Source organism: Streptomyces fuscichromogenes, from assembly GCF_014645815.1.
GTDB classification, from domain to species: Bacteria; Actinomycetota; Actinomycetes; order Streptomycetales; family Streptomycetaceae; genus Streptomyces; species Streptomyces fuscichromogenes.
Genome location: NZ_BMML01000011.1, coordinates 201,256 through 221,573, shown reverse-complemented (window position 1 = coordinate 221,573; position 20,318 = coordinate 201,256). Strand labels below are relative to the sequence as shown.

The window sequence follows — 20,318 nt, the reverse complement described above, 5'->3', positions numbered from 1 at the left end:
AGCAGGCAACCATGCCTGGATCAACGGAAGTTGCAGCGATCCACGAAATTCACGACCAGAGGACGAAGGGGATTCCTACCGAGGTACGATCTCCCGCCTCCGGTCTAGTGAAATCCGACCCGGCTCAGCTCATACCTCCCTGCGCGCCGCCGTTCACGGGAATGACCTGGCCCGTGACATACTCCGACAGCGGAGAACACAGCCAGAAAATGGCGTCCGCGGCCTCACGAATGGTCCCCGTGCGACCGAGGGTGATGCCCGCCATCGCCTTGGAACCGTACATTTCCTCGTCGGTGACGACCCGGTCTGGGTCGACACGCATGCCCATACGTTCCGCCTGCTTCGCGGACATACCGACGTTGATCGTGCGCCCACCGGTCTGAATGACCTCGTGGTCGGACTGCGGGAGAGCGAAGCGGGTCTGGATGATGCCGAAAGCGACGGCGTTGACGTTGACGTTGATGGAACCCCATTCCCTGGCGAGCGAACGCATCAGGCCGAACATGCCGGCCTTGGCCGCGGCGTAGTTGGCCGCGCCCCCCAGTCCCCAGGCACCGGCCATGGAGGACACCATGACCGTCTTGCGATGCCGGACCAGTCCCGCCGAGGCGTCGGCCTTGGCCGCGGCACGGAAGACCGGCGCACAGGCCCGGGCGAGCCGGAAGGGTACGATCAGATGGATGTCCAGCATGGCCTGGAACTGCTCGTCCGTCATGTCGTGTACACGGCCGTCCCAGGCGTAGCCCGCGTTGTTGACGACGATGTCCACGGAACCGAGGTTTTCCTGGGTGTGGCTGACCAGGTCGTCGCATGCCTTCGGGGCGACGAGGTCGGCGATGAACGGCGTCGCGGTGCCGGCCCCGAAGGCCTCGTTGATGGACTTGGCCGCGGCTTCGGCCTTGGCCTGGTCGACCTCGGCGATCACGACCCGGGCGCCGTTCGCCGCCAGGGTCGTGGCGGTGGCGCCACCGATGCCCCGGGCACCTCCGGTGATGATGGCCACCTGCCCCGCCAGCAGGTCGGAGCGGAGAGTGGGTTCGATGATCATCGTCAGCGCCCCTTCCACTGCGCGGGCCGCTTCTCGGCGAACGCACGCAGACCTTCGTGCATGTCCTCGGAGCCGATCACGGTGTTCACGTACTCCATCTGGTTCGTCCAGGCCTCGTCGTCGGTCCACTCGTAGGAGTGCCGCACGATCTGCTTGCTGGCCAGCACGGCCAGCGGTCCGGCGCGGACGATGTCGTGGGCGAGTTCCAGAGCACCCGCGAGTGCCTGGCCGGGCTCGGTCAGCTTGTTCACCAGCCCGAGTTCGGCGAAGCGGGTGGCCGGCCAGGCGTTGCCGGTGAGGATCAGTTCCATGGCCAGGTGGTAGGGGATCCGCTGGGGCAGCCTGAAGCAGCCGCCGCCCATGGCCACGAGCGACCTCGCTGCCTCGGGAAGGCCCATGCTGGCGGTACGGGAGGAGACGATCAGGTCGCAGGCCAGGCACAGCTCCAGACCTCCGGCGAGGGCGTGGCCCTCGACCGCCGCGATGATCGGCTTGCGCGGAGGCTGTCCCATGATCCCGAATCCGCCACGGCGCTTGGCCCCCGCCATGTCGCCGGCGGCGGCGGCGATGAGGTCCTGCCCCGACGAGAACACGGTGTCCGATCCGGTGATGATCGCGCAGCGGAGCTGGTCGTCCGCCTCGTAGTCGTCGATCACCGCTTCCAGGGCGTGCGCGGTGGCGCCGTCGAAGGCGTTGCGCCGGTGAGGGCGGTGCATCCGGATGATCAGAATGTGATCATCGCGCCGTTCGGTCAGGATGGCGTCGGCCCCGCTGGGCTGTTCGACGCGGTCACTGGTTGACACTGAAGCCTCCGTTGACGGGATAGGTCTGCCCGGTGATCCAGCTGCCGGCCGGGGAAGCCAGGTAGGTCACCATGCCCGCGGCATCGCTGGGCTCGCCGACACGGCGGATGATGTACGCACCCAGTACCTTGCGGGACAGCTCGGGGTTCTCCACCGCTTGGGCCACGGCAGGAGTGTTCGTGAACCCGATGGCCACGCAGTTCGCCGTGATCTGATGCCGTCCGAGGCTGCGGGCCAGCGAGCGCATCAGGCCGGCCGCGCCCGCCTTCGCCGCCGAGTAGGCCTCCATGCCCGCTTCACCGACCCGGCCGGCGTCGCTGATGACGGTGATGAGGCGTCCGTGCCGGTTCTCGACCATCGAGGGCACGACGGCGCGGCTGCAGTTCAGCACCCCGTTGAGGTTCACCGCCAGGAACGGTTCCCAGTCCGCCGGGTCGCTCTCCCAGAACGGCCGGCCGTCGGGCACGCTGGTCCCGGCACCCGCGTTGCCGGCGTTGTTGACCAGAACGGACACCGGCCCAAGACTCTCCGCCACCTCACTCACCATGGCCTGCACCGCGGCGAAGTCCGTGACATCGGCCTGGAACGCGAGGGCGTTTCCGCCCTCGGCCCGGATCTTCGCGGCTACCTCCTCCGCGCGTTCGAGGCGGTAGTCGTTCACGGCCACGGCGGCTCCCTGCGCCGACAGATAGCGGGCGACCGTCGCGCCGACGCCCTGCCCCGCACCCGTCACCAGCGCCACCGCCCCCCGCAGGTCGAGCAGTTCCTGGAGTGACGCCGCCTGGTGCGGGACATCCGGCGTTGCCGCAGTCGAATCAGACATTCCTTGCGCGTCCCTTCCAATGCGGAGCTCGCAGCTCCCTCTTGAGGATCTTGCCCATGGGGCTGACGGGAAGCTCGTCGATGAAGGCGAACTTGCGCGGCCTCTTGTACGAGGCGAGCCGGGTGCCGAGGAACTCCACCAGTTCCTCCTCGGTGACCTTGGCCGAGGGCTTGGTCACGATGTAGGCCATGGGCTGTTCGCCGAAGTCGTCCTGGGGCACCCCGATCACCGCGATGTCGGCCACGGCGGGATGCTGGAGCAGGACCTTCTCGATCTCGGCCGGATAGATGTTGACGCCACCCGCGACGATCATGTCCTTGATGCGGTCGGTGACGTAGAGGAAGCCGTCCCCGTCGAGGTGCCCCACGTCGCCAGTACGGAAAAAGCCGTCCTTGAGAACGTGCTCTTCCAGGACGTCGTCGCCGAGGTAGTGGTCGATCACCACGGGACTGCTGATCGCGATCTCCCCCGTCTCCCCCGCGGGAAGCCGGTTCCAGTCCTCGTCGACGATGGCGATCTCCACCCCTTCGTAGGGGAGGCCGCTGGTCCCTGGCTTGGTCAGCTGGTATTCGGGAGGCGTGAACGAGATCATCCCGACCTCACTGGCACCGTACTGCTCCCACAGGAGGTCGTCGCCGAGCCGGCCGATGATCCACTCCTTGAGCGAGTGCGGCACGGGAGCGGCGCCCGTGGTGAGTGCCGTGAGCGAGGAGAGGTCGTACCGGTCCAGGACCTCCTCGGGCAGGCTCTTGATGCGCAGCAGCATGGTCGGGACCGCCACCCACACCTGGACCTTGTGCCTGTCGATGAGACGGATCGCCTCTTCGGCGTCGTAGGGGTCCAGCACGACGACGGTGCCTCCGACCGCACAGGTGGTCGTCGCGGACAGGTTGCCGGCTCCGTGGTGGACCGGCAGCGTCATCAGCGTGACGGCATGACCGGGGTAGGGCGGAACGCCGGCCACCGTGGCGCCGTAGCGGGCGAGGCGTTCCGCGTGTTTCGCGTCCGTCGGCGCGACCGGAGGCACGCCCCGGGGCGCGCCGGTGGTTCCCGACGTGTAGAGAACCAGGGAGGGGCGGAGCGGGCCGAAGCGGTGCTCCACGACCGGGGTGGTCACCAGGTCCTCGTACCGCGCGCCAGGACCGCCTGCCGCTTGTCCCACGGTGACCAGGAGGCCCACGTCGGATGCGCCCCACCCGGCAGGATCCTCGTCGTCGCAGGCCAGTCCCCTGGCCCCGCTGTCACGGACGATGTACATCGCCTCTTCGGGTGTCAGTCGCCAGTTCACCGCGACCTGGGCGACGCCGAGCTTCTGCAGGGCCCGCTGTATCACGAACCACTCGATGCTCAGACGGAACCGCATTCCCAGACGATCGCCCTGGCGCAGCCCCAGCGCGGCCAGTCCCTCGGCGACTCGATCGGCGCGTTCGTTCCATTCGCGGTAGGTCATGACTGCGTCACCGCAGATCACCGCCGGTTTGTCCGGCTGCACCCCAGCCCAGTACTCCGTTGTTCCGTGCTCGGGATCCATCTGGTGCCCCTCTCTCAGTACCGTCAGGAGTTGCGCTCTTCAGACCACTTCTCGGTAGTGGGGGTCGGTCTTCGACAGTCGAGACCGTGTCCGGGGGCATGGAGCGGAGCCGTGCCCCAGGGGTGGAAAGCGGGCGCCGTCAGCCGCGGGAGCCGGCGATCGCAGTGCCTGGGCGCGGAAGTCCGCGTCCCTTGTCGCGACGAGTGGACGTGACTCCCGCGGTCCCCGACCTGGCATGTTCCAGCAGGCCTCGACCGTTGCCTGAGCCTTGTGGGCCAAGCGCCCAGCAGGCGCGGACCAGAGCCGAGGGCCCGACCTGCCGAGCCGACTCCGACCGGGCGAGAGACGCTTCCGGGGAAGTTCGATCAGCAGTGCTGGACGACATGACGTCACCGTACTAACTTGCTGTCCGGTTAACAAGTATGTTCGCCAAAGGAGACGTGCCCATGAAGATTCCTGACCAATCGACCCTTTATGAGGGGATCGCGGACCGCCCCAGGCTGCGAGGCAATGCATGCAGCGCGTGCGGACGCGTCTACTTCCCTCCACTGGCGATCGGGTGCGAGAAATGCGGTGCGTCGGAGACGCACCTGCGCCCCGAGTCCCTCGCGGCCAGCGGCACCGTCTACTCCCTCGCCCAGGTCCACCTGCACCGGGGGAAGACTCCGGCTCCGTTCACCATCGCCGAGATCCAGCTCGACGCCGGCCCCCTCATCCGCGCGACCCTCGCCCCCGCTGCGGCTCACGTGCGGATCGGCGACAGGGTGTCGGCCGAGTGGGCCGTGGTCCGGACCGAGGACAACGGTGACGAACTGGTCGAGCCCGTCTTCACCGCCTCTTCCACAGCGGCCGTCACCACGAACGGAGCCCATTCATGAGGACCCCTCTTGCGCAGCTCCGCCCGGTCCATGTGGTCGGGGTGGGCCTGCACCCGTACCAGCGACCCAGCGGCACGCCCTACACCCAGCTCGGCGTTCATTCCGTGCGGGCGGCCCTGACGGACGCCGGGCTGCGCTGGAGCGACGTGGAGAGCGCCTACACCGGCACTGCGGTCACGAGCATGGCCCTGTCACGCCTGATGTACCGGCACCTCGGGGCGAGCGGTATCCCCATGGTCCAGGTGGAGAACGCCTCCGCCTCGGGCTCCTCGGCGTTCCGTCAGGCGTGCATGGAAGTGGCCGCGGGACTGTGCGACGTGGCCATCGCCGTGGGCGTGGACAAGCCGTTGAACGTCACGGATCCCCAGCGTGCCGCGGGGCTCCAGAACCTCGTGGGCGACCGGGTCGCACCGCCGACGCACTTCGCCCTGCTGGCCGCTCGTTACATGCACGACTACGGGGCCACGCCGGAGCAGCTCGCCGCGGTCGCGGTCAAGAACAGCCGCAACGGTGCCCTCAACCCCAACGCCCAACGCCGCGAGCCCCGTACGATCGAGGAGGTTCTCGCCCCGCCTCAGATCAGTGGGACGCTCACCCAACTGCAGTGCTGCCCGATCGGCGAAGGTGCGGCTGCCGTCATCGTCGCTTCCGATGACGCCATCGCCCGCCTCGGTCTCGACCGGACACGAGCGGTGCGGGTCCTCTCCTCGGCCGCGCGTTCGGAGACCGTGTACGACCTCGAGAACTTCGACGCGGCCCTCACCCGCGAAACGACCGAGCAGGCTCTGGCGGAGGCCGGTGTCGAGGCGACCGACCTGGATGTCGTGGAACTCCACGATGCCTTCACCGTCGAGGAGCTGCTCTACGTCGAGGCCATGGGCCTGTGCAAGCCGGGCCGGGCGGCCACCGCCCTCGAGGACGGCGAATTCGAGATCGGAGGCCGTGTCGCCGTCAGTCCTTCGGGCGGGTTGCTGTCCATGGGGCACCCCATCGGCCCCACGGGCGTGGGCCAGGTCGCGGAGGTCACGGCCCAGCTTCGCGGTGAGGCCGGGGAACGGCAGCACGCCGGGGCGCGCGTCGGGCTGACCCACATGGTGGGCCTCGGCGCCGTCTGCGTGGTCCACGTACTGCGCAAGGACTGAGAGACCGCAGGAGCCGGGGCCGTCACGAAAACCTGGCACCGCCGGACACGGCCGCCGCCCGCCGCACGGGGGCTGTGCCACATCCGTGCATGCGCCGCCCCACTCGCAGAGCGCTGCGAGTGCGTGTCCACGATGCCGCATCCCCATGGCGGCCCCGACGTTCTCGTCACAGGAAACTGCCCCAGCTCAGAACGAAGGACAGGCCATTTCATGACTGACCCCACCCTCTTCCAGCGCGATGGATCCGTATTGCGGGTCATATGGAACCGGCCCGACCGCTTGAACTCGCTCACCACGGAGACGCTGACCCTCACCGCCGAGGCGATCGAGGAGGCCGGCAAGGACGAGAGCATCCGTGTCGTGGTGCTCCTCGGCGCGGGGCGCGCGTTCAGCGCCGGTGCCGACCTCGCCGGTGACGGGCCCGGCACCGGCACGATCGACGCGGCCGGCCGCCTGACCCTGGCCGTTCGGCAGATTCCGAAGCCCGTTCTGGCAGCGGTCAACGGCCCCGCGGTCGGCGTCGGCTGCTCGCTGGCGCTGGCCGCCGACCTTGTCGTCGCCCGCGAGTCCGCCTACTTCCTGTTGGCTTTCGCCCACGTCGGGCTCATGCCGGACGGCGGCGCGAGCGCGCTGGTGCCGGCGGCGATCGGCCGGGCCCGCGCCAGCCGTATGGCCATGCTCGCCGAACGTGTCCCCGCGCCTCTCGCCGCGGAGTGGGGGCTGATCAGCCACGTCGTACCCGACGATGTCTTCGAGACCGAGGTGAGGCGGCTGGTTGCGCAGCTCGCCGAGGGACCGACGGCAGCGTTCGCCGAGACGAAACGAGCCCTCGGCGCCTACTCCCTGGGACAGCTGGAGACCGCCCTCGTCATTGAACGCGAGGGCCAGTCACGACTGTTCAGAACCGCCGACTTCGCCGAAGGCCTCACCGCCTTCCGCGAGAAACGCCGCCCGGACTTCTCCGGGAAGTAGCGCCCGGCCTCCTCATGCGGGAGAAGCCTCGTAAGACAATCCGACGTCCGCCTTCCGAACGCTCAGGAAAGTGCCTTCAGCTCTTCGACGGCCCGATATCTCGCAGGAGGGATCCGTCGTGGATCAGCACGGTTCCCGACGACCGAACCGCCGACGAACGACGCGACGGCCGCGTGGCCGGAGAGTCGGCGAGTCGTCAGTCCTGACCAGTGACAGGCCACCATGAAGTAGCACTCTCGCGCGCGAAGACAGGACGCAGGTGGAAGTGCCGTACACCATGGACGGGGGCAGACGCCGCCCTCATCCATGGTGAGCTCTTATGGGATCTGGTGAGACAGGAGTGGGACCAGTCATCGCGTGCCCTCTCGTTGAATGATCCTCTCTACTCGAGGAGTTGCGATGGCCGCCCCCGAGGTCCCTCATACCGGTCGCCGCGCCCGTGCTGTCACACCACTCGGCGACGCATCGTTGTCCCGCCGTGGGTCACAGGGCGGTGAAGGTCCACAGCAGGTTGGTGCTGGTGTCGTACGTCCACTGCTTGGTGACGGAGCCGGAGGCGACGCTGCCGCCGCCGTCGAGGACCAGGCCGGTGGTGCGGTTGGCGATCGAGTAGCGGCCGTCACCGCGATGGGTGATCATCCACTGCTGGTTGGTGCCGCCGTTCCAGGCCGCCTGCCGGGCGGCGGAGCCGTTGGCGGTGGCGCCCCAGCCGTCGGCGACCATGCCGTTGGTCCGGTTGACCAGTTTGTGGTAGCCGTTCCCGACGGCGACCGCCTGCCACTGGAGGTTGGTGCTGCCGTCCCAGCTCCACTGCTTGAGGTTGGAGCCGGCGGCGACGTTGCCGCCGCTGTCCAGGGCGAGACCGTCGGTGACATTGGTGACGCGCAGGTACGTGGCCGGGTTGAACTGGACCTTCAGCGAGGTGACCTTGTCGTTGTTGCCGGTGACCCGCAGGTCGGGGTTGTCCGCGGTGAAGGTCCAGGAGGTGCCGGTGAAGGAGTCACCGGAATAGCCGATGACCTGGTAGCCAAGGGCGAGTCGAAGCGAGGACAGCGTCAGGGGGCCCAGTCCGGCCGCGGTCAGGTCGCTCGCGGCGTACTCGCCGACAGGGAGCACGGCGGCGGTGCCCGCGTAGCTGACGTCCTGGTAGCCGACGGCGCCGCCCAGCGGGCGCAGGCCGGGGACGGTTCCGGAGAAGGTGAGCTTCAGGACATAGGCGCCGGCGGTGAAGGGCGCCGAGGACGGCAGTGTCACCGTCAGGCCGGTGGAGTTCTGCGTCGGCGTGGCCAGGCTGATGTAGTTGCCGGCGGTCGAGTCGAGCAGCTTCACCGAGGTGAGCGAGGAGACGTCGATCCGGTCCGAGCTGAGCGTCTTGACCGTCAGTGAACTGCCGGGCCAGCCGAGGACGGTGGCATACAGGACGTTGTTCGCCTTGTTGCGGGTGAACCGGATGTCCTGCGCGGTGCCGGCCTGCGGGGCGGTGAACGCGCCGCCGCCCATCTTGGTCGGGCCCTCGCCGTACGCCGTCCACGCCCGGGTCGAGTACACCGACTCCCCGAAGCGCTGCAGGTAGTCGCCGAGGCTGAGCAGGATGTCCTTCTGTGCCTGCGGGATCGTGCCGTCGGCCATCGGCGCGATGTTCAGCAGCAGGTTCCCGTTCTTGCTGACCCGGTCGAGGAACGAGTGCAGCATCTGCTGGGTGGTGTAGTAGCCGATGCCCTGGGTGTAGCACCAACTGGAGCTGGAGATGCTGTCGTCGGTCAGCCAGTACGGGGCGGTGAGGTCGGCCGGGCCGCCCCGCTCGAAGTCGAAGACCTCGCCCTTGGCGTCGAGGCCGTCCTTGAAGGTGGCGACGACCTCCTTGCCCCAGCTGTTGGCCTGGTTGTAGTAGTACGACAGGAAGTTCAGCCGCTGGGTCTCGTCGACGGCGTCCAGCTTGAAGTCCTGCCAGAGGATGTCCGGCTGGGCCAGGTCGATGACCTCCTTGAGCTTGTCGTACCAGAGCTGATTCTCCTGCGCCGTGGTCAGCTGGCCGTAGAGCTTCTTGAGGCTGCTGTCGGTCTGGGCCGGCGCGTACTCGTAGTAGCCGTTGAAGTTGTACGCGTGGTGCATGGCCACCAGCAGCTTGAGGCCCTTGGCGCGGATGGCCGTGGTGAACAGCTGCAGCAGGTTGAGCTTGGGGCCCTTGGCGACCGAGTTCCACTCGTTGACCTGGCTGTCCCACATCGAGAAGCCGTCGTGGTGCTCGGCGACCGGTCCCGCGTACCTCGCGCCCGCGTCGGCGAAGAGCTGGGCCCACTCGTCCGGGTCGAAGTCGCCGCCGGCCGACTTCAGCTTCGGGGCGAACTGGACCGTGTTGCCCGCCAGGTCCTGCGCTCCGTTGATGAAGTTGTGGAACGGCCACGCCGAGGGCTGGCCGTAGGTGGCGATGTGGTGCTTGTTGGCGTTGCTGCCGCTCGCGTACATGTTGCGCGGATACCACTCGCTGTCGTACGCGGGGACGCTGAAGACGCCCCAGTGGAAGTAGATGCCGAACTTGGCGTCCTGGAACCACTCGGGGGCGGGCGGGTGCTGGTCCACCGAGGTCCAGTCGGGCGTGTAGGTGCTGGGCGCGGCCTGCGCGGCGCCGGCACCGAACAGGCCTCCGGCGACGGCGGTCGCGGCGACGAAGGTGGCACTCGCCAGGAACTGGCGTCTGTTGATCGAATTCGGCATGGGACATCCCTGGTGCGGAAGAGAGCCGGACTGAGGAGGGCGGGGAGGAGTGGCCGGCTCGGATCCTGAGGTCCGGAACGCCGGTTGTCACGGACGAAGGTCGGCCATGTGTCCACCGGATGTCAACGCCCGTGCAGGGATGAAAAGCGTAACGAGAGCGGGAACTTCGCGGCTTTTCTAGGGTTTCGTTGGACTTGGAGACCTCCAGACATCGCATGTCTGCTGACGCCGCACGGTCTTCACAGATCACGGACCGGCAACGATTAATGGGATGTATTTGCCCCCGAGAGCGCCAGGACCTCCCCTGACGGTCGCGATTGATCTGCGATTTTTCGGAGATGTCCGCAAGGGCTGGACAAGGACCCCGAGAGCGGCCTATATATACATCCCATCAATCCAAAGGCGACACGCAGCTGTCGCACCGGTGAAACATCTCCCGCTCCGGGACCAGCGCGAGGAAGTACCGATGAGACTCAGAACCGCCCTCTGCTCCACCGCCGCCGCCCTGTCCGCGCTGACGCTGCTCAGCGCGTGCGGCAGCGGATCCGGCACCTCGGCGTCGTCGAGCGACAAGCCGCTGGTCGGCGTCGACTACCCGCGGTCCGACACCGACTTCTGGAACTCGTACATCAAGTACACGCCGGAGTACGCCAAGCAGCTGGGCCTCTCCCTGAAGACGACGAACTCGCAGAACGACGTCGCCAAGCTGACCGCCAACGTCCAGACGTTCATCAGCCAGGGCGTCAAGGGCATAGCGATGGCCCCGCAGGACACCGCCGCCATCGCGCCGACCCTGGCGCAGCTGGAGGCGAAGAAGATCCCGGTCGTCACCGTCGACACCCGCCCCGACACCGGCAAGGTCTTCATGGTGGTCCGCGCGGACAACCGCGCCTACGGCGAGAAGGCCTGCCAGTACCTGGGCACCAAGCTCGGCGGCAAGGGCAAGGTCGTGATGCTGGAGGGCGGTCTGGACTCCATCAACGGCCGTGACCGCACGGAGGCGTTCAACGACTGCATGAAGAAGGACTACCCCGGCGTCACGGTCTTCGGTGAGGCCACCAACTGGGACGGCGCGACGGCCGCGCAGAAGCTCCAGACGGACCTGACCGCCCACCCGGACATCAAGGGCGTCTACATGGAGTCCAGTTTCGCCCTGGCCGGCACGCTCCAGGTGCTCAAGCAGAAGGGGCTGCTGGTGGATCCGAAGAACAAGAAGCACGTCTTCGTGGTCTCCAACGACGGCATTCCGGAGGAGCTCAAGGACATCGCCGCCGGGCAGATCGACGCCACCGTGTCCCAGCCGGCCGACCTGTACGCCAAGTACGCCCTGTACTACCTGAAGGCCGCGATCGACGGGAAGACGTTCAAGCCCGGCAAGACCGACCACGACAGCACGATCATCCAGGTCCGCGCCGGTCTGCTGGAGGACCAGCTCTCCGCCCCGCTGGTCACCGCCGACGGCGGCACCTACGGCGGCGTGGCCAGCGTCAAGAGCGACGACACGTCCCTGTGGGGCAACAACCTCTGAGCGCCCGGTCAGAACCCCGACGGCTATCGAGCACAAGGCGGTTGAGATGAGTGACGGGGAGCGAGCAGCCAGCCCCGCGCCCGCCCCGGCGGACGACGGACGGGTCCCGGCGGACCCGCCCGTCGTCGAGGCGACGGGCATAGTCAAACGATTCGGTCCGACGGTGGCCCTCAACGGCGCCCGGATCACCATCAGGCCCGGCGAGACCCACGCGCTCGTCGGCCGCAACGGCGCCGGCAAGTCCACCCTGGTGTCGGTCCTGACCGGGCTTCAGGCCCCGGACGAGGGAACGGTCACCTTCGGCGGCGACCCGGCCCCACGGCTCACGGACCGCGACGCCTGGCGCCGCAACGTGGCCTGCGTCTACCAGAAGTCGACGATCATCCCCACCCTGACCGTCGCCGAGAACCTCTTCCTGAACCGGCAGCAGCACGGCCGGAACAGACTGATCAGCTGGCAGAGCGTGCGCCGCGGCGCACAGGACCTGCTGTCGACCTGGTCGGTGGACGTCGACCCGCAGACCCCCGCCGCCGAACTGAGCGTCGAACAGCGGCAGTTCGTCGAGATCGCCCGCGCGCTGTCCTTCGGCGCGCGGTTCATCGTCCTCGACGAGCCCACCGCCCAGCTCGACGGACCCGCGATCAACCGTCTCTTCGACCGGATCCGCGACCTGCAACGCCAGGGCGTCACCTTCCTGTTCATCAGCCACCACCTCCAGGAGATCTACGAGATCTGCGACATGGTGACGGTGTTCCGGGACGCCCGGCACATCCTGACGGCGCCGGTCGCGGAACTCCCCCGTACCGAGCTGGTCGCGGCGATGACCGGCGAGGCCGCCGCCGACCGGCTGGAGGAGCGGGCGAGCACCCTGGACACCGGAGTCACGGCCGCCCTGAGCGTCCGGGGGCTGGGCGCGGACGCCTACGACGACGTCACCTTCCAAATCGGCGCAGGTGAGATCGTCGGTCTCGCGGGGGCCGCCGGCAGCGGCCGCACCGAGGTCGCCGAGACCGTGGTGGGACTGCGGGCCGCGGACGGCGGAGAGGTGGAGATCGCCGGGAAGCGGCCCCGGCCGGGAAGTGTGCCCGCCGCGCTGGCGGCCGGCGCCGGGTTCGTCCCGCAGGACCGGCACCACCAGGGTTACGTGCCCGACATGTCGATCGCGGACAACGCCACCCTGTCCGTGCCTCATCTGCTCGGTGGGAACGGATTCCTGAGCCGGGCCCGTCGGGACCGGCTCGCCGCGGGCATGATCGAGAAACTGGCGATCAAGACGCCCGGGCCCGAACTGCCCGTCTCCGCCCTCTCCGGCGGCAACCAGCAGAAGGTCGTGATGGCCCGCGCCCTCGCCGACGACCCCCGGCTGCTGGTCCTCATCAACCCGACCGCGGGCGTGGACGTGCGCTCCAAGGAGTTCCTCCTCGGCAAGGTCGAGGAGACCGCGGCGACCGGGACCGGAGTGCTCATCGCCTCCGACGAACTCGACGACCTGCGCATGTGCGACCGGGTCCTGGTGATGTTCCAGGGCCGGGTGACGACAGAGATCGCCCGCGGCTGGCACGACCACGACCTCGTCGCCGCGATGGAAGGAGTGGACCTCCATGCCTGAAACCGTCCTCGCGGGCAGCGCCGCCCCCGACACCGCCGAGCCGCAGGTCAGGCGCACGGCGCTGCTCGGCGGCCGGATACCGCTGGCCCGGCTGCGCGACCTCGCCCTGGTGCCGGCGATCATCGTCATCGCGGTCGTCGGCCAGATCGTCAACCCGGTCTTCCTGCAGACCGACAACCTCATCAACGTCCTGCAGACCATGTCCGAGATGGCCCTGCTGGTCCTCGCCCAGACGATGATCCTGATCGTCAAGAAGATGGACCTCTCCCTGGAGTCCACCATGGGCCTGGCACCCGGCGTCGCCGCCTGGCTGGTGGTGCCGACCGGCGCCGGGCACGGGCTCGGGCTGTTGCCCGGCGCCTGGTCGATTCCCGTCACGCTCGCCGTCGGCGCCCTGGTCGGTGTGATCAACTCCTTGCTGATCATCCGGTTCGGGCTCAACGGCTTCATCGTCACCCTCGGCATGCTGATCGTGCTGCGCGGTGTGCTGACGGGGATCTCCGGCGGCCAGACCTTCTTCCAGCTGCCGCAGTCGATGCTCTACCTGGGCACCGCCGAATGGTTCGGGATGCCGGCCTCCATCTGGATCTGCCTGGCCCTGTTCGCGGTCGCCATCGTGGTCCTCGGCTGGACCGGCTTCGGCCGCTCGCTGTACGCCATCGGCGGCAACGTCGACGCGGCGAAGGCCGCCGGCATCCGCACCGACCGGGTGCTGTGGACCGTCATCGTCACCGGCAGCGTGCTCGCCGCCCTCGCCGGACTGCTGCTCTCCGGTCGCCTCGCCTCGGTCGCTTCCGCGCAGGGCAACGGCTACATCTTCACCGTCATGGCCGCCGCGGTCATCGGCGGGATCAGCCTGAACGGCGGCAAGGGCACGATGTTCGGGGCATTCAGCGGCATCCTGCTGCTGTACATGATCCAGAACGTGCTCACGCTGGGCGGCGTCCCCGCCCAGTGGATCGGCGCCCTCAACGGGCTGATCATCCTGGTCGCGCTGACCATCTCGCGCATCACGGGCGGCAAGGTCCAGGAGTGATCCGGGCGGCCCGAAGCCGCCCGAGCTCCTCCCACGCTCCCCGTCTCTCGTCTCAGGGGCCGGAATCTCCCCTGTCCTCAAGGAGTTGTCGCCATGTCATCTGGCCTGTCCGCAGCCACCGCCCGTATCACCAGCCTGGACGTTCTGGACGTGCGGTTCCCGACCTCCGAGCACCTGGACGGGTCGGACGCGATGAACCCCGAACCCGACTACTCGGCCGCCTACGTCGTCCTGCGCACCGACGCCGGCGACGGCCTGGAGGGACACGCGCTCGCCTTCACCACCGGACGCGGCAACGACGCCCAGGCCGCCGCCATCGCGACGCTCGCCCCGCACGTGGTCGGCCGGTCCGTCGCCGAGGTCTGCGACGACCTCGGCGGCTTCGCCCGGTCCCTGGTCCACGACCCCCAACTGCGCTGGCTCGGACCGGAGAAGGGCGCCATCCACATGGCCACCGGAGCCGTCGTCAACGCCGCCTGGGACCTCGCGGCCAAGCGCGCCGGCAGACCCGTCTGGCGCTTCCTCGCGGAGATGACTCCCGAGGAACTGGTCGCCCAGGTCGACTTCCGCTGGCTCAGCGACGCCCTCACCCCCGAGGAGGCACTGGAGATCCTGCGCCGCGCCGAGCCGGGCCGCGAGCACCGCATCGGCCAGCTGCTGGACCAGGGCTATCCCGCCTACACCACCACGCCCGGCTGGCTCGGCTACTCCGACGAGAAGCTCGCCCGCCTGGCCCGCGAAGCCGTCGCCGACGGCTTCACCCAGATCAAGCTCAAGGTCGGCGCGGACCTGGCGGACGACGTCCGCCGTATGCGCACCGCCCGCGAGACCGTCGGCCCCGACATCCGGATCGCCGTGGACGCCAACCAGAGATGGGACATCCAGCCCGCCATCGACTGGATGGGCGCGCTGGCCCCCTACCAGCCGTACTGGATCGAGGAGCCCACCTCCCCGGACGACATCCTCGGCCACGCCGCCGTCCGCAAGGCCGTCTCCCCCATCAAGGTCGCCACCGGCGAGCACATCGCCAACCGGGTCGTCTTCAAGCAGCTCCTCCAGGCCGAGGCGGTGGACATCGTCCAGATCGACTCCGCCCGGGTCGGCGGCGTCAACGAGAACATCGCCATCCTGCTGCTCGCCGCCAAGTTCGGAGTGCCGGTCTGCCCGCACGCCGGCGGTGTCGGGCTGTGCGAGATGGTCCAGCACCTGTCGATGTTCGACTACGTCGCCGTGTCCGGGACGACCGAGGACCGGGTCATCGAGTACGTCGACCACCTGCACGAACACTTCGTCGACCCGGTGCGCATCATCGACGGCCACTACCTCGCGCCCACCCTGCCCGGCCTGAGCGCGCAGATGCACCCGGAGTCGCTGAAGGAGTACACCTACCCCGACGGTCCGGTCTGGTCGGCCCGTGTCTGACCCACTGCCCCTGGTCGACGCCCACCACCATGTGTGGAACCTCGACCACCGCCCCCAGCCGTGGCTGCACGAGCCCGGCCACGAGCCGATCCGCCGCACCTTCGCCCTCGACGACCTGCGCGCCTCCGCGACCCGGGCCGTCGCCGGACGGCGGCTGGCGGGCACCGTCCTCGTCCAGTGCGTGACCTCGCTCGACGAGACACGGGAGTTCCTCGCGCTGGCCGACACGGACCCGCTCGTCGGCGCCGTCGTCGGCTGGGCGGACCTCACCTCTCCGGCGATCGGCAACGTACTCGACGAGCTGCGCGCCGGGCCGGGGGGCGGGTGGCTGCGGGCCGTACGGCACCTGGTGCAGGGCGAGCCGGACCCCGGGTGGCTGCAACGGCCGTCCGTGGAGCGGGGGTTGCGGGCGGTGGCGGAGCGCGGGCTCGGGTACGACGTCCTGATCCGCGACCACCAGTTCAACCAGGCCGTCGGGCTCGCCGAACGCGTCCCCGAACTGCCGCTCGTCCTCGACCACTCGGGCAAGCCACCCATCGCGAAAGGCGAACTCGCCGACTGGGAGAGGGACGTGCGTCGGCTGGCCGCCCACCCGCAGGTGCGCTGCAAGGTGTCGGGCCTGGTCACCGAGGCCGACCACCGCACATGGACGACCGACGACATCCGCCCCGTGTGGGACATCCTGCTGGCCGCGTTCGGAGCCGACCGGCTGATGTTTGGCTCGGACTGGCCGGTCTGCGTCCTCGCCGGCGGCTGGAACCACTGGGCCGCCACCGTCGAGGAACTCCTGGCCGGCTGCTCCCCGGCCGAGACCTCGGCGGTCCTCGCCGGCACCGCCACCGGCTTCTACCGCCTCGACTCCTCCCAGCCGAAGGAGGGCACGCCGTGCTCCTGACCGAACTGCTGCACCCCTGCATCCTCGAATCCCTGGCCGGCGCCGGCCACGGTGCCCGCGTCCTGCTCGCCGACGGCCACTACCCCGCGAGCACCGCCACCGGCGAGCGCGCCAGAACCGTGCACCTCAACCTCGCCCCCGGCCTGCTCGACGTCACCACCGTGCTCGACGTACTGCTGCGGGCCGTGCCCGTCGAGTCCGCCCACGTGATGGTGCCGCCCGAGGGCGAACCCGAACCGCCGGCCATCGCCGAGTACCGCGCCCGGCTGGCACCCGTTCCGGTCGACACGCTCGGCCGCTTCGAGTTCTACGACGCCGCCCGCTCCCCCGACCTGGCGCTGGCGATCGTCACCGCCGACACCCGCACCTACGCCAACCTGCTGCTCACCATCGGCGTCCGCGCTGAAGGGACCCTGACATGACACTCGCCGTGCGCTACATCGCCGCGCGCTCCCTGGACACCGCCACCACCGACAACCCTCCCCCCGGTCCCGGCGAGGTGGAGCTGGCCCCCGCCTACGTGGGGATCTGCGGCACCGACCTGCACATCTTCCACGGCGACATGGACGCCCGGGTCGCCGCACCCGCCGTGATCGGGCACGAGATGTCCGGGCGGATCGTCCGCGTCGGTCCGGACGTGACGGGCTGGGCGCCCGGGGACGCGGTCACCGTGATGCCGCTGCGCTGGGACGACGTGTGCCCGGCCTGCACCGCCGGCCACCGGCACATCTGCCAGCACCTGGACTTCATCGGCATCGACTCCCCGGGCGCCATGCAGCAGCGCTGGACCGTGCCCGCCACCACCCTGATCCGGCTGCCCGACTCCCTCCCGCTGGACCGCGCCGCCCTCGTCGAGCCCACCGCCGTCGCCGTGCACGACGTGGGCCGGGCCGGGGTCCGCGAGGGCGAGCGGGTCGTGGTGGTCGGGGGCGGCCCCGTCGGCATCCTGATCGCCCTGGTCGCCCGCGCCGCCGGTGCGGACGTGCGCGTCGCGGAGCTCAGTGCCCACCGGCGGGCACTGGCCGAGGAGTTGGGGCTGGCCACCTGGGATCCGGCCGTCGACGACGTGGCCGAACTGGTCCGGGAGTGGACCCGCGACGCGGGCGCGGACGTGGCGTTCGAGGTGTCCGGCGCAGCGGGCGGGGTGAACACCGCGATCGAGGTGCTGGGCGTGCGCGGCCGGCTGTGCCTCGTGGCCATCCACCCCCGGCCCCGCGAGGTGAACCTGCACCGGTTCTTCTGGCGCGAACTCACCCTGGTGGGGGCCCGGTTGTACGACCGCTCCGACTTCGAGAAGGCGGTGGCGCTGGTCGCCGACGGCACCGTTCCGGCCGAGCGGCTCATCAGCAAGGTGGTGCCGCTGACCGAGGCGCCCGCCGCCTTCGAGGCGCTGGAGGGCGGCGGTGACGTGATGAAGATCCTCGTGGACTGCACCGACGACGCCCAGGGAGCCGCCGTATGACCGCCTTCGACCTGACCGGACGGCTCGCCGTCGTCACGGGTGCCCGGCGCGGTATCGGCAGGGCCATGGCCCGGGCGCTCGCCGGGGCCGGGGCGGACGTCATCGGCGTGAGCGCGGCGCTGGAGGAGCCGGGCAGCGAGGTCGAGAAGGACGTCGTCGCGGCGGGCCGGGCCTTCGAGGCGATCCGCGCCGACTTCGCCGACCCCGGCGCCGTACGGGAGCTGGGCGAGAACCTCGCGACGCGCGAACGGCCGGTGGACATCCTGGTCAACAACGCCGGCACGATCCGCCGCGCACCAGCCGCCGAACACCCCGACACCGACTGGGAGTCGGTGCTGCAGGTCAATCTCACCGCGCAGTTCGTCCTGACGCGGGCGGTGGGCGCCGCGATGGTGGCCAGGGGACAGGGGAAGGTCATCTTCACGGCGTCGCTGCTCAGCTTCCAGGGCGGCATCAACGTCCCCGGCTACACCGCCGCCAAGCACGGCATCGCCGGTCTGACCAAGGCGCTCGCCAACGAGTGGGCGCCGCACGGCGTCAACGTCAACGCCCTCGCCCCCGGCTACATCGCCACCGACAACACCCAGGCCCTGCAGGACGATCCGGCCCGCAGCCGGGCGATCCTCGACCGCATTCCCGCCGGGCGCTGGGGCCAGGCCGACGACCTCGCCGGCGCCACCGTGTTCCTCGCCTCGGACGCGGCCGCCTACGTCCACGGCACCGTCCTGCCCGTCGACGGCGGATGGCTGGGCCGATGAGCGCCACCGGTCTCGCCCAGGTCCTGGCCGGCACCCGCCTGGTGCCGGTGCTGACCGTACCGGACCTCGCCACCGCCGCCCCGCTGGCCGACGCGCTCGCGACCGGCGGCGCCCGGTGCGCCGAGGTCACCTTCCGCACCCCGGGCGCCGAGCAGGTGGTCACAGCGATGGCGGCCCACAGCGGACTCGCCGTCGGCGCCGGCACGGTGCTCAGCGCCGAGCAGGCGGAGCGGGCCGTGGCGGCCGGGGCCCGCTTCGTCGTCTCCCCCGGCTTCGACGAGCAGGTCGTCGCGAAATGCCGGGAACTGGGAGTTCCCGTCGTACCCGGCATCGCCACCGCCACCGAACTGATGCGGGCCCTGCGGGCTGGCCTCGACACCGTGAAGCTCTTCCCCGCCGAGCCCCTGGGCGGCATCCGAACCCTTCGGGCGCTCGCGGCGCCCTTCCCGGGCGTGCGCTTCGTGCCGACCGGCGGGGTCAGCGCGCCGCGTCTGACGGAGTACCTCGCCGAGCCCACCGTCCTCGCCGTCGGGGGCAGTTGGATGGCTACCGCGTCCCATCTGGGGCGCGGCGACTTCGAGGGGATCCGGCGGCTGACCGCGGAGGCCGTGGAGAGGAGCACGAGGTGACCGACGTGGTGGCCCTCGGCGAGGTGATGCTCCGCCTCGACCCGGGCGAGGGACGGATCCGCACCACCCGCTCTTTCCAGGTGTGGGAGGGCGGCGGCGAGTACAACGTCGTACGAGGGCTGCGCCGCTGCTTCGGACTGCGCACGGCCGTCGTGACCGCCCTCGCGGACAACGCCGTGGGGCGCCTGGTCGAGGACCTGATCCTGCAGGGTGGCGTGGACACCTCGCTCATCCGCTGGGTACCGGACGACGGCGTCGGCCGAGCTGCCCGCAACGGCCTCAACTTCGTCGAGCGCGGCTACGGCATCCGTGGCGCGCTCGGCGTCAGCGACCGCGCGCACACCGCCGTCTCCCGACTGTGCAAGGGGGACGTCGACTGGGACGCGGTCTTCGCGGGCGGGGTGCGCTGGTTCCACACCGGCGGTGTCTTCGCCGGCCTGTCGGACACCACCGTGGATGTCGCGGACGAGGCCATGGCCGCGGCCCGCCGGCACGGCGTCACCGTCTCGTACGATCCGAACTACCGCCCGAGCCTGTGGTCCGGCCGGGGCGGTGCGGACCAGGCCCGCGAGATCGATCTACGGCTCGCCCGGCACGCCGACGTCGTGGTGGGGGCACTGGGGCTGGCCGGGCCGCGCCCGGGTGAGCTACGGATACCGGCCGACGAGGTACCGGACGCGTTGACCGCCGTGGCGGAGCGGCTTCCGAGGGCCAGAGTGCTGGCGACGACTCTGCGTGAGGTTCCCTCCGCGGGCGTCAACGACTGGTCCTCGGCCGCCTGGTCCGCCGAGACCGGCTTCGTCGGCGGCCCCCGGATGCCCGGTCTGCACGTCCTCGACCGCGTCGGCTCCGGCGACGGTTTCGCCGCCGGTCTGATCCACGGCCTGCTGACCGGGGCGGACACCTGGCCGGGCGCGCTGACCGCCGCCCGGCTGGAACGGGCCCTGGCCTACGGCACCGCCCACGGGGCCCTCACCATGACCACCCCCGGTGACGTCTCCATGGCCTCGCTCGCCGAGGTGGAGGCCCTGATGTCCGGCGGTTCCGCCGCCGTCAGACGATGACCG

18 protein-coding genes are annotated in these 20,318 nt (G+C 69.8%); 13 read left to right on the top strand and 5 right to left on the bottom strand.

The window, feature by feature from the left end:
• Positions 1 to 124: 124 nt before the first annotated feature.
• From IEZ11_RS24930 to IEZ11_RS24915, 4 genes are read right to left on the bottom strand one after another with little or no spacing between them, the layout of a single operon-like run.
• A complete protein-coding gene (locus IEZ11_RS24930; RefSeq protein ID WP_189265084.1) occupies positions 125 to 1,048 on the bottom strand; it encodes an SDR family NAD(P)-dependent oxidoreductase in 924 nt (307 codons plus the stop codon).
• A gap of 2 nt (positions 1,049 to 1,050) precedes the next feature.
• Entirely contained in the window at positions 1,051 to 1,851 is an 801-nt protein-coding gene (locus tag IEZ11_RS24925; protein WP_189265083.1) for a crotonase/enoyl-CoA hydratase family protein, read from the bottom strand.
• Positions 1,838 to 2,674 carry an SDR family NAD(P)-dependent oxidoreductase gene (locus IEZ11_RS24920; RefSeq protein WP_189265082.1) on the bottom strand — a complete coding sequence of 279 codons (837 nt, stop codon included), beginning with the start codon at positions 2,672 to 2,674 and terminating at the stop codon, positions 1,838 to 1,840. Before IEZ11_RS24920 ends, IEZ11_RS24925 begins: the two co-directional genes overlap by 14 nt.
• Positions 2,667 to 4,205 carry a class I adenylate-forming enzyme family protein gene (locus tag IEZ11_RS24915; protein ID WP_189265081.1) on the bottom strand — a complete coding sequence of 513 codons (1,539 nt, stop codon included), beginning with the start codon at positions 4,203 to 4,205 and terminating at the stop codon, positions 2,667 to 2,669. The genes IEZ11_RS24920 and IEZ11_RS24915 overlap by 8 nt, the downstream gene beginning before the upstream one ends.
• A gap of 446 nt (positions 4,206 to 4,651) precedes the next feature.
• On the opposite strand from IEZ11_RS24915, the gene IEZ11_RS24910 reads away from it, so the two are divergent.
• From IEZ11_RS24910 to IEZ11_RS24900, 3 genes are all read left to right on the top strand, one after another.
• On the top strand, positions 4,652 to 5,083 hold the full coding sequence (locus tag IEZ11_RS24910; protein ID WP_189265080.1) for a Zn-ribbon domain-containing OB-fold protein: 432 nt from the start codon (positions 4,652 to 4,654) through the stop codon (positions 5,081 to 5,083).
• Positions 5,080 to 6,225, top strand: coding sequence for a thiolase family protein (locus IEZ11_RS24905; protein WP_189265079.1), 1,146 nt, complete (start codon positions 5,080 to 5,082; stop codon positions 6,223 to 6,225). The genes IEZ11_RS24910 and IEZ11_RS24905 overlap by 4 nt, the downstream gene beginning before the upstream one ends.
• Before the next feature lie 210 nt (positions 6,226 to 6,435).
• The gene (locus IEZ11_RS24900; RefSeq protein WP_189265078.1) at positions 6,436 to 7,197 is read left to right on the top strand and encodes an enoyl-CoA hydratase; all 762 of its coding nucleotides are present in this window, start codon (positions 6,436 to 6,438) and stop codon (positions 7,195 to 7,197) included.
• 483 nt (positions 7,198 to 7,680) lie between these two features.
• Here IEZ11_RS24900 and IEZ11_RS24895 read toward each other — a convergent pair whose 3' ends face one another.
• Complete coding sequence (locus tag IEZ11_RS24895; RefSeq protein WP_189265077.1) at positions 7,681 to 9,912, bottom strand: alpha-L-fucosidase; 2,232 nt, start codon at positions 9,910 to 9,912, stop codon at positions 7,681 to 7,683.
• 466 nt (positions 9,913 to 10,378) lie between these two features.
• On the opposite strand from IEZ11_RS24895, the gene IEZ11_RS24890 reads away from it, so the two are divergent.
• The 10 genes from IEZ11_RS24890 to IEZ11_RS24845 all read left to right on the top strand — a co-directional run bounded on the left by IEZ11_RS24890 (position 10,379) and on the right by IEZ11_RS24845 (position 20,315).
• A complete protein-coding gene (locus tag IEZ11_RS24890) occupies positions 10,379 to 11,440 on the top strand; it encodes a sugar ABC transporter substrate-binding protein (protein ID WP_189265076.1) in 1,062 nt (353 codons plus the stop codon).
• 46 nt (positions 11,441 to 11,486) lie between these two features.
• Positions 11,487 to 13,049, top strand: a complete 1,563-nt coding sequence (locus tag IEZ11_RS24885) for a sugar ABC transporter ATP-binding protein (RefSeq protein WP_189265075.1) — start codon at positions 11,487 to 11,489, stop codon at positions 13,047 to 13,049.
• Positions 13,042 to 14,085, top strand: coding sequence for an ABC transporter permease (locus IEZ11_RS24880; protein WP_189265074.1), 1,044 nt, complete (start codon positions 13,042 to 13,044; stop codon positions 14,083 to 14,085). The genes IEZ11_RS24885 and IEZ11_RS24880 overlap by 8 nt, the downstream gene beginning before the upstream one ends.
• A gap of 93 nt (positions 14,086 to 14,178) precedes the next feature.
• Positions 14,179 to 15,507, top strand: coding sequence for an L-fuconate dehydratase (locus tag IEZ11_RS24875; protein ID WP_189265073.1), 1,329 nt, complete (start codon positions 14,179 to 14,181; stop codon positions 15,505 to 15,507).
• Positions 15,500 to 16,402, top strand: a complete 903-nt coding sequence (locus tag IEZ11_RS24870; protein WP_189265072.1) for an amidohydrolase family protein — start codon at positions 15,500 to 15,502, stop codon at positions 16,400 to 16,402. The genes IEZ11_RS24875 and IEZ11_RS24870 overlap by 8 nt, the downstream gene beginning before the upstream one ends.
• Positions 16,393 to 16,824: an RbsD/FucU domain-containing protein gene (locus IEZ11_RS24865; protein WP_189265071.1), complete on the top strand. Its 432-nt coding sequence runs from the start codon at positions 16,393 to 16,395 to the stop codon at positions 16,822 to 16,824. The genes IEZ11_RS24870 and IEZ11_RS24865 overlap by 10 nt, the downstream gene beginning before the upstream one ends.
• Positions 16,821 to 17,864, top strand: coding sequence for a zinc-dependent alcohol dehydrogenase (locus IEZ11_RS24860; protein ID WP_189265070.1), 1,044 nt, complete (start codon positions 16,821 to 16,823; stop codon positions 17,862 to 17,864). The genes IEZ11_RS24865 and IEZ11_RS24860 overlap by 4 nt, the downstream gene beginning before the upstream one ends.
• Entirely contained in the window at positions 17,861 to 18,622 is a 762-nt protein-coding gene (locus tag IEZ11_RS24855; protein ID WP_189265069.1) for an SDR family oxidoreductase, read from the top strand. The genes IEZ11_RS24860 and IEZ11_RS24855 overlap by 4 nt, the downstream gene beginning before the upstream one ends.
• Entirely contained in the window at positions 18,619 to 19,251 is a 633-nt protein-coding gene (locus IEZ11_RS24850) for a bifunctional 4-hydroxy-2-oxoglutarate aldolase/2-dehydro-3-deoxy-phosphogluconate aldolase (protein ID WP_189265068.1), read from the top strand. The genes IEZ11_RS24855 and IEZ11_RS24850 overlap by 4 nt, the downstream gene beginning before the upstream one ends.
• Positions 19,248 to 20,315: a sugar kinase gene (locus tag IEZ11_RS24845; protein ID WP_189265067.1), complete on the top strand. Its 1,068-nt coding sequence runs from the start codon at positions 19,248 to 19,250 to the stop codon at positions 20,313 to 20,315. Before IEZ11_RS24850 ends, IEZ11_RS24845 begins: the two co-directional genes overlap by 4 nt.
• The last annotated feature ends 3 nt before the right edge of the window (positions 20,316 to 20,318 follow it).

Excerpts from the sequence above, each read along its gene's own strand:
- IEZ11_RS24910 (WP_189265080.1), top strand. The coding sequence starts at position 4,652 with ATGAAGATTCCTGACCAATCGACCCTTTATGAGGGGATCGCGGACCGC.
- IEZ11_RS24920 (WP_189265082.1), bottom strand. The coding sequence starts at position 2,674 with ATGTCTGATTCGACTGCGGCAACGCCGGATGTCCCGCACCAGGCGGCG.
- IEZ11_RS24860 (WP_189265070.1), top strand. The coding sequence starts at position 16,821 with ATGACACTCGCCGTGCGCTACATCGCCGCGCGCTCCCTGGACACCGCC.
- IEZ11_RS24850 (WP_189265068.1), top strand. The coding sequence starts at position 18,619 with ATGAGCGCCACCGGTCTCGCCCAGGTCCTGGCCGGCACCCGCCTGGTG.
- IEZ11_RS24905 (WP_189265079.1), top strand. The coding sequence starts at position 5,080 with ATGAGGACCCCTCTTGCGCAGCTCCGCCCGGTCCATGTGGTCGGGGTG.
- IEZ11_RS24890 (WP_189265076.1), top strand. The coding sequence starts at position 10,379 with ATGAGACTCAGAACCGCCCTCTGCTCCACCGCCGCCGCCCTGTCCGCG.
- IEZ11_RS24900 (WP_189265078.1), top strand. The coding sequence starts at position 6,436 with ATGACTGACCCCACCCTCTTCCAGCGCGATGGATCCGTATTGCGGGTC.
- IEZ11_RS24880 (WP_189265074.1), top strand. The coding sequence starts at position 13,042 with ATGCCTGAAACCGTCCTCGCGGGCAGCGCCGCCCCCGACACCGCCGAG.
- IEZ11_RS24930 (WP_189265084.1), bottom strand. The coding sequence starts at position 1,048 with ATGATCATCGAACCCACTCTCCGCTCCGACCTGCTGGCGGGGCAGGTG.
- IEZ11_RS24855 (WP_189265069.1), top strand. The coding sequence starts at position 17,861 with ATGACCGCCTTCGACCTGACCGGACGGCTCGCCGTCGTCACGGGTGCC.
- IEZ11_RS24915 (WP_189265081.1), bottom strand. The coding sequence starts at position 4,205 with ATGGATCCCGAGCACGGAACAACGGAGTACTGGGCTGGGGTGCAGCCG.
- IEZ11_RS24875 (WP_189265073.1), top strand. The coding sequence starts at position 14,179 with ATGTCATCTGGCCTGTCCGCAGCCACCGCCCGTATCACCAGCCTGGAC.
- IEZ11_RS24895 (WP_189265077.1), bottom strand. The coding sequence starts at position 9,912 with ATGCCGAATTCGATCAACAGACGCCAGTTCCTGGCGAGTGCCACCTTC.
- IEZ11_RS24885 (WP_189265075.1), top strand. The coding sequence starts at position 11,487 with ATGAGTGACGGGGAGCGAGCAGCCAGCCCCGCGCCCGCCCCGGCGGAC.